The sequence below is a fragment of the Kineosphaera limosa NBRC 100340 genome (assembly GCF_000298215.1).
Classification (GTDB): Bacteria; Actinomycetota; Actinomycetes; order Actinomycetales; family Dermatophilaceae; genus Kineosphaera; species Kineosphaera limosa.
Map to the genome: position 1 here is coordinate 33,698 of NZ_BAHD01000057.1, position 10,004 is coordinate 43,701.

The window sequence follows — 10,004 nt, forward strand, 5'->3', positions numbered from 1 at the left end:
GTCATGCCCATGCACCCGGCCGCACCCGACGACCTCCCCGGCCTAGTCGCCGCCTTCGCGCAGACCGCCCAGGCCATGGTCGACCTGGCGATCACCTGCAGTGACGACGACTTCGCCAAGCCGACCGACTGCCCCGGCTGGAGCGTGAAGGATCAGATCTCGCACATCGCCTCCACCGAGTCGTTGCTGCTCGGCCGCCCCGACCTGAGCGTCGAGGTGCCCAAGTACGAGCACCTGCGCCACGACCGCGCCCGCGCCATCGAGAACGGTGTGCAGGTGCGGCGCGATCGCCCGGGCAAGGAGGTGGCGCAGGAGTTGCACCGCGTCGTCTCCGCCCGCCTCGGCCGGCTGCGCGACAGCGAACTGCAGCCGGATGAGATCGTGGCGACCCCGATGGGAGAGATGACCCTCGCCGAACTCATCACCCGCCGGACCGCGGACGTGTGGGTGCACGAGCAGGACATCCGCTCGGCCCTGGGGCGCCCGGGCAACTTGGACAGCCCGGCCGCCGCGGTCTTCTGCCAGCTGGTGCTCGACCAGTTGCCGCAGATCGTCGTCGAGCGCGCCGGGGTGCCGGCGGGCAAGGTCGTGATGATCGAGTTGACCGGACCCGTCATCGCGCGCGCCGGCGTGCGGGTCGACGACGTCGATGGGCAGACGGTGGGTCGGCTCATGTTCTCCGGCGGCACCGACGAGACGGGGCCGATCCCGGCGATCGGGCGCACGACGAGCATCCAGCTCTCGACCGAGGCGTTCGCCCGTCGGGCCGCCGGCCGGGTCGCGGTCGACGACCTGCACTTCACCACGCTCGGCGACGACGCCACCGCCCACGCGGTCTTGGAGAACCTCGTCATCACGCCCTGAGGGGTGCTGCCGCTGGTTGTGGCTCTGGTGCCGTCCGAGCTCAGGGGCGGGCCAGGAGGCCGGCAAGCGCGGCGAGCGTGAGGGCGCTGCGGGGCTCGACCGGGGTACGCCACAACCCCCCGTGCACGGCGTGTGCCGCCTCCGCCTGCCACGGGGTGGCGGGGGCCGGTCCGCCGGCGTAGAGGTCGTGCACGAGCAGCGCCGCCATGAGGGTGCTGCTGGTCGCGGGCTCGAACACCTCGACGCCGAAGCGGTGGGCGCCTGCGTAGGCGGCGGCCAACGCACGGTTCTTCAGCACCGACCGGGTCCGTGTCGGCGGTGCCACCGAAAACGACACGAGATGCCCCTGCTGCCGCGCCTCATAGGCGCGCCAGCGTTGGATGCGCTTGGCGAGCAGGTAGTTCGGCCCCTGCTGGGTGACGATGCTGTCGTTGATCGGCGGCGCACCGCCGGCGGGGTCGTAAGTGTCGTAGTGCCGCACGAGCAGGCGACCGCGCCCCAATCCGCGTGCCACCGGACCCAACCGGCCCAACAGGCCCCCGCCCTCATCGACGTCCCGGCGCTCGAATGCCGCCCAGGCCGCGACCCGCGCCTCGTCGGGCACCGCGAAGACGTCGGTGGGGGTCGCGAGAAACGCCAGCGCCACTTGGCGGTCGGCGCGCTGCAACAGGCGGTAGGTGAGGTCGTCGACCGCCGCGGCCACCCGCACATGCTGCGCGCCGTCCGCATACGCGTAGGCACCCAGCACCAGATCGCCGGTCAGCTCCTCGAGCCACGTGGCCACGGCGGGCAGGTCGCGCACGAGATCGGCGCCGGCATGGTCGGCCAGACCGCCCTCTCCGGCCGCGGCGGCTCCCTGCCTCTCGTCGACGACCGGCACCGTGAGGCGCCCGGCGTAGCCGCGCACGTCGGCGAGCAGTGGCGCCCACACCTGCGGGCCGGGCAGGTCGAGGGCCGCGACGTCGGCACCCCAGCGCAACAGCGGGCGCAGCGGCCCAATCTGTGAGGCCGCTCCCAGCACGACCGCCGTGCGACCGGGCAGGCTCAGCCACTGCGGATTGGCCATGACCCGACGCACCGCGTCGGCCGCGTCCGGCTCGACGACGCCCGCGAGCACCCACAGGTCCAGCTGGGCCCGCAACTCGTCGCCGAAGAGCCGCCGGCCGGCGTACGGGATCGACAGAATCCGCTCCGGCTCGCCGTTGCCGTGCACGGTCGCGGCCTCCAGCCGAGTGGCGCAGGTCGTCGGCCGCTGCGCCAGCGGCACCTCCCGCGCACTGCCGCGCTCGTCATCTCCCTCAGGCTCGGTGGCGGGGTCGCGCCACTGCAGGTGGTGGTGCACCGAGGCCAACCCTTCGGAGGCGATCGCCGCCGCGCGCGCCGGGTCGCTGGCCCCCCGCTCCAGGAGCTCGCGGAAGTGACGGGGATAGCCGGCTCGCCACTCCGCTTCGCCCAGCGCCGCGCGGGCGGCGCTCTCGTCGACGGCGGCGAGCGCGTCGGCGACGACGCGACGGCCCAGTTCGGCGGAGCTACGCCGGTCGCCGACCTTGGGCAGGCAGACTCCGCCGCCCGGCGAGGCGGCAGCGCTTGCCCCAGCGCCGAAACCGCCGAAGCCCAAACCGCCGATGCCGCGCCGCCCGATCATGGCCCAACCCTGCCATTCGACCGGCATTGTTGGCTCGTGGCGCACCCTGAGCAGCGCCTGCAAGAACGCGCAGATTCGGCCTGGATGCCGCGAATTCGCGTCGGAGCGTTCAGTTCTGCGCGAGATCGGCCGAAGTACTGACATGGACCCCGGAAGGTGAGGCAGTGGCTAATTCGCAGGACCGCGTCGGCATCGACGCCCTCGTCACGTACTTTCAGCCGTTCTACAACCTGAGCACCGCGGGTCTGCAGGGCTTCGAGGCGCTGGCCCGGGCCCGCAGCAACGACGACAGCCGCGCGCCCTCTCCCGCGAATCCGGCCGTGGCGAGCCCGCAGACGGACCTGCGTGAGCTGGACCTGTGGATCCTGAACGACGCGCTGCCGCACCTGCAGGACTGGCGCTCCGAAGCAGGCCACGAGGGGCTCATCCTGTCGCTCAACCTGTCGTGGGAGTTCGTCGACCACCCAAACTTTGCCGGCGACATCCTCGACGCGCTGTACCGGCACTCCGTCCCCGGCCACCGCCTGCTGGTCGACCTGCCGGCTCAGGTGTTTCGGCGGCTGCGCCCCGACGGCCCCAGGGCCACGCAGCTGCGCCGGCTGCAGGAGCGCGAGATCACGTTCTGTATCGACGGATTCACCGGGGACGACCTCGACCTGCTGAACTGCCCGCTCGCCACGAGCGTCGACATCGTCAAGGCGCACCCGGCGCAGCTGACCGGCCCCCGGGAGGCGTTGGAGCAGATCGTCACGGCCGTCCACGACGCCGGACTGCCCGTCGTGGTCGCCGGTGTCGAGACTCCCGAACACCTGGCCCTGCTGCGGGAGCTCGAGGTGGAGTGGGCCCAGGGGTTCCTGCTCGGGGAGCCGGAGGAGGCCGCGCGTGCGCTCGAGCGCTCCGCGGCCCGCTTGTCCCTGTGAGGTTTGGGGCGGCGCGATCGGCGGCGGGTCGATCGCGGTGAGGGCTGCAGTCGGTCGGGCACGATGAGCGCCACCAAGGTTCGGCGGCCGCACCCACCCGCTGTGCCCGGGGCGGATCGGATGCTGCCGGCCACCGCCGCCACCCGCCTCCTGGCCGTCTTGGCCCTCCTCGGCGCCTGCACCTCCGCGGTCGCCTTCATGCTGGACCCGAAGGGCACCGGCGCGACCGTCTACGCGCTGGTGGCGGCCGTCTTTGTCGTCACGATCGTCGCGGCCCCCCTGGCCCGCAGGGTCCGCCCGCTGCGGATCTGGCTCGTGCAGACCCTGGCGGGGCTGGCCCTGCTGTTCTCACTGTTCAGTCAGGCGGTCCCGCTGCGGATCGGCCCCCTGCGCTACTCCGACATCACGTACTTCCTCGGGTACGTCTTTCTGCTGATCTGGCTGGTGCTCTTGAACCAGCGGATCGCGTCGGGCGGGCACGGCCGGCGGCTTCTCGACGGAGCGGCCGCGACGATCGGCGTGACGCTGGCGCTGTGGTCTGCGGTGTTGGCGCCGATGGCCGACGGAGCCGCGTTGCCGCCGGCGCTGGTGTGGTCGGTCTATCCGACGATGGACGTGCTGCTGGTCTCCCTCTGCCTCCATCTGTGGTTGCGGATGGGGCGGCAGGTGCCGGCGGTGAGCTGGCTGCTGGCCACGCTGGTGCTGCTGCTCTGCCTCGATCTGGTCAACTCGATCACGGGCATCCTCGCCCCGCCGGGCGAATGGCCGCAGGTCATGGGCCTCTACCAGTTTTTCTTCCTCGGCCTGGTCATGGCCACCACGCATCCGTCGCTGATCCGACTGACGCAGGTTCGTGCGGCGACCTCGGAGGGCGGACGCAGCGGGCTGCGCGGTGCGCTCACCCTGCTGACCACCGTGCCCGTGGTGTTGGCGGTCGCGCTGCCCAAGACCGGGGACACCGACGTGATCGTGCGGACGGTGCTGGTCTCGCTCATGCTCGCGGCGACCTTCACACGGCTGTCGATATCGTTGCGGGCGTTGGCGCGGACGGAGGCAGACTCGCGCCTGCGCGCCACGCAAGACCCGCTGACCGGTTTGCTGAACCGGGCCGCCTTGCGGGATGCCCTCACCGACCTGACGGGCGAGCCGCGCGATGAGGCGCCGTCGACCGCCGTGATCTTTCTGGACTTCGACAACTTCAAGCACGTCAACGACACCTGGGGCCACGACGCCGGCGACACGCTGTTGCGCACGGTGGCGCGTCGGCTGGTCGGGCGACTCGAGGGGGCTCAGGTCATCGCGCGGTACGGCGGCGACGAGTTCGTGATCGCCGCCCCTGTGGAAGACCTCGCGGACGCGCTGCTGCTGGCCGAGCGGTTGCGCCGCTGCTTCGACGAGCCGGTGGCCGTGGTGACCGACCGGGTGCACACGGTGACGCCGTCCATCGGGGTCACCGTCACGGGCCCGCTGCGGTCTCGATCGACCGACGAATTGATGACCGAGGCGGACGCGGCGATGTACGAGGCCAAGCAGCAGGGCCGCGGCCGGATCGTCGCCTTCGACGCGGAGCTGGCCGACCGGCACCGGTTGCAGGCTCGGGTCGGCGACCGGCTCGCGGAGGCGATCACCGCCGATGCCTTCGACCTGCGCCTGCAGCCAGTCATGGGCGGGCCCGGATACGGCACGGTCGTCGGCTGGGAGGCCCTGGCCCGTTGGCACGACCCGGAGCTCGGGGACGTGCCGCCGTCGGTCTTCGTGCCGTTGGCCGAGCAGTTCGGGCTCATCGGAGCGCTGGGCGAGTCGATGCTGCGCCGGGCCTGTGAGGAGCGCGCGCGGCTGGGCGGCGCGCTCGGGCAGTCGGACCTCGCGATCTTCGTCAATGTGTCGCCGGATCAGCTGCTGCAGCCGAACTTCGCGCAGGTGGTGCAGGCGACCCGGGACGCCGCGGGGTTGCCGCGGGACAGCCTGTGGGTAGAGATCACCGAGTCGCTGATCGTCGACGAGGGGCATGCGGGGTTGGCGACGCTGGACTCGTTGCGCGCGGTCGGGGTGCGTGTCTGCATCGACGACTTCGGCACCGGCTACGCCTCGCTGTCGACGCTGCTCCGGTTGCCGGTGGACTGCGTGAAGCTGGATCGCTCGCTCGTGGCGCCGCTGGGGGTCGACCCGGCGACTCCGGGCCGGCTGCGCGCCGTCATCGACATGGTGCACAGCCTCGACATCCCGCACGTCATCGCCGAGGGGGTCGAGACGCAGGCGCAGGCCCAGGCGCTGCTCGACCTCGGGTGCCCGATGGCGCAAGGATGGTGGTTCGGTCGACCCAGTGCCCCGGAGGACCTGCTGACCGCGACGTCGCCTCGGGCCCCGGGCTGAGCGGTCGGGTGTTGCCTCGGGGCCGTTTCAGCCGGCGGTGGGACTGCCGAGGTAGCGGAGCAGGGCGGCGCGGCGGCGGCGGACGAGTTGGAGGGCGATCCAGCGCCCGAGGAAGAACACGGGCACGCTGACCGCGATGACGAGAAGGGCGCCGAGCAGGAACGGCTCGGGTCCCCAGCGTTGCCCGCGGGGTAGGCCGAGCAGCCGCGGAACGATGAACAGGGCGGCGAGCAGGGCTGAGCCGATCGGGGGCACGGCGAACCAGGGGGCAAAGATCAACACGAGCCAGCGCGTCTGGGTGCGCCAGTCGCGCCGGTGGCGCCACCGCCACGTCAGGGAGCGCTGCTGGTAGGGCAGCAGGATGCCCAGCCACGACGCGATGGCCAGCATCGGAAGCGGGATGACGAGCAGGGTGAGGGCCACGCTGACGGCCGACAGGATGTCGTGATGGCGCACGCCGATGACGACGGCGGTGACGGCGCACGCCGGCGCGGTGAGCAGCCACATCAGGGCGATCTTGGCGAGCAGGTAGTGGCGCATGGCCGCCGGGTCGGGATCCTGCAACGCCTGCAGCGCCCGCCGCGGGCTGGAACCGAGCACATTGGTCGCCGGCACGTCCGCGACCATCCACGACTGCAGCAGCATCGCGAAGGCCAGCGGTCCGTGCAGCGTCACCAGCCAATCGCGGAACTCCACCGGCACGACGAACACCGCGACCAGAAAGAGCCCCGCATTGGCCAGCACCACCAGCAGCGACTCGAACGGCCACGACGTCGCCTCGCGCCACTCGGCCTGCATCGCTTGCCACACATACCTATGGTGACCTGCGCGGACGGGTGCTGATGACGGGCTCTTGTGCGAAACCCGCGGCGAGCGAGCCGACCGAGGCCCTTGAGTATTGGGCTGGGATCGCTACGAGGCCAACCCCAGCCCGCGAATCGATTCCGCGACCCGATTGGCCATGGCTTCCTGCCCCTTGAGGATGGGATGGGCCGCGTAGGAGTTGTTCGCACTGGCCGGTGTGATCGATTTTACGTAGGAGTCCGCTGTGCACAGTTCGTGTCCAGCGAACGAGTCAAGTGTCGACACGTACTCGATGTTCAAACCGCGCGCCTGCGCGTCCCTGACGGAGCGACTCAAGCCATTTTCGAGGTCGCTCGCAAGGTTTACGAGCAACTGGCGGGAGACTGGATCGAGCCAGACGCAGTGCTTCGGCAGGTTGAAGTCGGACTTCGTCATGAGACTGGGGTATCCCACCACGACGATCTTCTGCCCTTGACTATTTCGACGAATGCCATCGTACGTCTGGGCCAAGCGGCCAGGGAGCTTATCCCGGATCAGCTTCTTCGACCGCTCCACCGCAGCGAAGCAAGCACGAAAGTCGCTCAGCGTGCAGACTGTGACCGTAGTTGCGAAAGCAGCGTCATTACCGCCGATTGTGACGGTGATGAACTTCGCACCTGGAAGCCTGCGGAGGTGCTCGAGCTGAGTGACCTCGTTGAATTGACGATTCTTGAGGATGTTGTTGGTCACAGCCCCCGAGCAGGCCATGTGCCCAGAGGGGTGAATCGGCACGCCCACCTTTTCCGCCAGCAGTCGCGGCCATGCCTGAGAGCTACGATGACACGAGTTTCGGGAATTTGCAGTCCCTTCGTCGAAGGGCGGATTCCCCTCACCGGAGGAGAAGGAGTCGCCCATGGCGACAAAGAAGGACTGCGACGGGGCCGGATTCGCGGGCTTGCTCGGCGCATCAAGCTGCACGCCGTTGGCCCAGATCGCTCGGTGACCAGGGGCGTAAACGACCAGGTTTCCGTCGTTTTGCAGCTCCAGGGTCGATCCGGAATTGCCCGAAGTCCCCGTTGCCCAGACCGGCCGATTGCCCGGTGCGATGACCACCGCATTTCCGTCGTCCTGCATGCGCAGAATCGAGTTGCGGTTGGCGTCGGCCACGGTGTGCGACGCCCACAGCACCGCTCCGGATGCCGCGTACTGCACCAGGTTGCCGTCCTGCTGCATCCGCAGGGTGGAGCTGCCATTCGGCGCACGAAGGCTCTGGTCCGGCCCCAGCGTCTGACCTGGCAGGAGAAACCACTCGCCCGGGTCCGCCTTGGCGCCAGCGGCCAAGGGAACGGTGAGTGCCACGACTAGGGCCACTGACAGGCCCAGTCTGCGGGTCGCGGTTCGGGTATGGCTGGGAAGCACGGTTCACCTCGCGGGGCATCGTCAGGGCCGAACGGAGGGGCCCCGGTTGCCCAGCAGCCTTCCCCCACGGTGCAGTTCGCAACAGTGCAGGGGTGCACCCTCGCCGGGGCCTACGGGTCAGCTGGATCGCAGTTGCGGTCGGGGCCCTCTCCGGCGACCCGACGCACCATCACCGACGCAAGCTTCTCCCCCATCTCGGCTAGCCGGTCGAACTCGTCGTCTGCTCCAGCATCGGCGACCACTAGGTCCGCACGCTTCACGGCGAAAACTGCGACTTCATAAGTACTACCTACTGACGAGTCTCCGGAGCCGAACCATTGAGGGCCGCGCCACTGCTTGATGCTGTCGGGGTCGTCCCAGGAGTAGATGTGTTCGACGTGCCACGTATCGTCGGTATCCGCGTTTCGCATGGCCGTCACGATCCGCACATCCTCCGGCACGTCGGCGGTGCCCTCGATGTATGCGCAGCTCATGACGTTCGCCCCGCTCGTCGGGCGCGTGATCCTTGCCGTACCCCAGGGGGTCGCCGTCGTACCCCCAGGTGGCAATGCCTGCAAGGCAGCGCTCTTCGCGTCGGGCGCACGGGTGATCGTGGGGACCGCGCCATGCGCTGACCTGGCTTCTCGCGAGACTTCGTCGCCCCGGGGTGCCCCGAGATAAAGGCCGGCGAAGCCGGTGACGGCGACTGCTGCCACTGCAGTGGCAGCGAGTCGCATGCGCCCTCTATCAGGCTTGCGTCGTTCGTCGGTACGGGCGACCGCGATGAGGCCGTCGGCCCACAGCACCGGATCCGTGGGGCGGCGCTCGGGATCCGGATCGAGCATCGCGCCAATATGATGTGCCACGAGTTGAGGACGCGGTGCACCTGCCACCCTGGCTGCGGCCTGCAGCCGCGGGACGAGATCGGCATCCGCCACCGGAGTCTCACCCAGCAGACAGAACGCAGCAATGGCCCCGAGAGAGTAGCGGTCCGCCGGGGGGCGCCGTGGCTCGTAGGGCGATTGACGTACTTCAGGCGCGGCGAACGCAGGCGAATGCAGCCCTTCGAGATCGCCTCCATGTGCGATGAGGCGCATAGAGCTGACGTCCACCAGCACAACCCCCCGGCCAGGGCTGACAATGCAGTTGGTCGGCTTGACATCGCGGTGGAGCGTCGGGTTGCCGCGCGTCAGAGTTCGCGAGTGAAGCGTCGCAATAGCCTCGGCGATATCACGCACATATCCCATGCGTTGCGAGAAGTTCGCAGGTGACGCGGGTGACTGGTCGATGACCTCGTCCAGCGTCGGCCCGTCGACCCACTCCAGCACGGAGTAGGCGATGGCGTCAGCCTCACGGTCAGCCCTCTTGGCCGGATGCGGCGGCGGACCGACGAACGCGGCGCGGATGCGCACGAGATGCGGCGTGTTGAGTTGCTGCAACAGCGCCACCTGGTCCTCCCACAGCTGCAGATCTTCAGGAGTGGGCCAGCTGACTCCGGGGCCGACAGTCCGGTGGAGTGCCTTGACCGCGAATTCGAGGGGCTCTGTCAATCCACCTGAATAGCGGGCCCGGTAAACAGTGCCTTCGCCGCCGGTCGCCCAGCAGTGTGTGAGCTCATACCGGTCGGGAGCATCGATCGGCCCCGCAAAGAGCCTCGTCCCCGCCTGCCATGAAGCGGAGGCGGGTCGGGGCACCGAGCGCGAAGCCGCACCCACGGTCGATCGACTACGGGCAGCAGCCTCGGATTCGGACGACACGGCGCGCTACTGCCTATTGCCCGCGACTGGGTCGAGATGCTCAACGTCGTTGAGAGTCACCCAGCCGTGCCGCAGGGCCGCTTGCGCAAGCGGAATGCGATAGTCGGCGCCGGACGATGAGCCAGTAGCCATGAGACCTGGCAGGTCGTACACCAACAGCTCATCGCGGATGCCGCGCACGACATTGCGTACGTACCCCTGCTGCCGATCGAGTCGACGGGCGATCTGGGCGTATGTCGCCGGCACCGCGCCGGCTCCTCGCTG

General features: G+C 69.6%; 8 protein-coding genes. 3 read left to right on the forward strand and 5 right to left on the reverse strand.

Annotated elements, in window-relative coordinates; translation table 11 throughout:
• The first annotated feature begins 3 nt into the window (after positions 1–3).
• Positions 4–864 carry a maleylpyruvate isomerase family mycothiol-dependent enzyme gene (locus tag KILIM_RS15530; protein WP_006593673.1) on the forward strand — a complete coding sequence of 287 codons (861 nt, stop codon included), beginning with the start codon at positions 4–6 and terminating at the stop codon, positions 862–864.
• A gap of 40 nt (positions 865–904) precedes the next feature.
• Here KILIM_RS15530 and KILIM_RS15535 read toward each other — a convergent pair whose 3' ends face one another.
• Complete coding sequence (locus tag KILIM_RS15535; RefSeq protein ID WP_246308469.1) at positions 905–2,509, reverse strand: hypothetical protein; 1,605 nt, start codon at positions 2,507–2,509, stop codon at positions 905–907.
• A 164-nt stretch (positions 2,510–2,673) separates the two neighbouring features.
• On the opposite strand from KILIM_RS15535, the gene KILIM_RS15540 reads away from it, so the two are divergent.
• Positions 2,674–3,429, forward strand: a complete 756-nt coding sequence (locus tag KILIM_RS15540) for an EAL domain-containing protein (RefSeq protein ID WP_006593675.1) — start codon at positions 2,674–2,676, stop codon at positions 3,427–3,429.
• 63 nt (positions 3,430–3,492) lie between these two features.
• Positions 3,493–5,802, forward strand: coding sequence for a putative bifunctional diguanylate cyclase/phosphodiesterase (locus KILIM_RS22550; protein WP_085956016.1), 2,310 nt, complete (start codon positions 3,493–3,495; stop codon positions 5,800–5,802).
• Positions 5,803–5,829: 27 nt separating this feature from the next.
• On the opposite strand, the gene KILIM_RS15550 is transcribed toward KILIM_RS22550, so the two are convergent.
• From KILIM_RS15550 to KILIM_RS15570, 4 genes are all read right to left on the reverse strand, one after another.
• Entirely contained in the window at positions 5,830–6,612 is a 783-nt protein-coding gene (locus KILIM_RS15550; RefSeq protein WP_006593677.1) for a hypothetical protein, read from the reverse strand.
• Between the two features lie 102 nt (positions 6,613–6,714).
• Positions 6,715–7,944, reverse strand: a complete 1,230-nt coding sequence (locus KILIM_RS22555; RefSeq protein ID WP_051988820.1) for a GDSL-type esterase/lipase family protein — start codon at positions 7,942–7,944, stop codon at positions 6,715–6,717.
• Between the two features lie 170 nt (positions 7,945–8,114).
• The gene (locus KILIM_RS23405; RefSeq protein ID WP_006593679.1) at positions 8,115–9,740 is read right to left on the reverse strand and encodes a serine/threonine protein kinase; all 1,626 of its coding nucleotides are present in this window, start codon (positions 9,738–9,740) and stop codon (positions 8,115–8,117) included.
• A 6-nt stretch (positions 9,741–9,746) separates the two neighbouring features.
• A partial coding sequence (locus tag KILIM_RS15570; protein WP_006593680.1) for a hypothetical protein occupies positions 9,747–10,004 on the reverse strand: 258 nt, incomplete at its 5' end.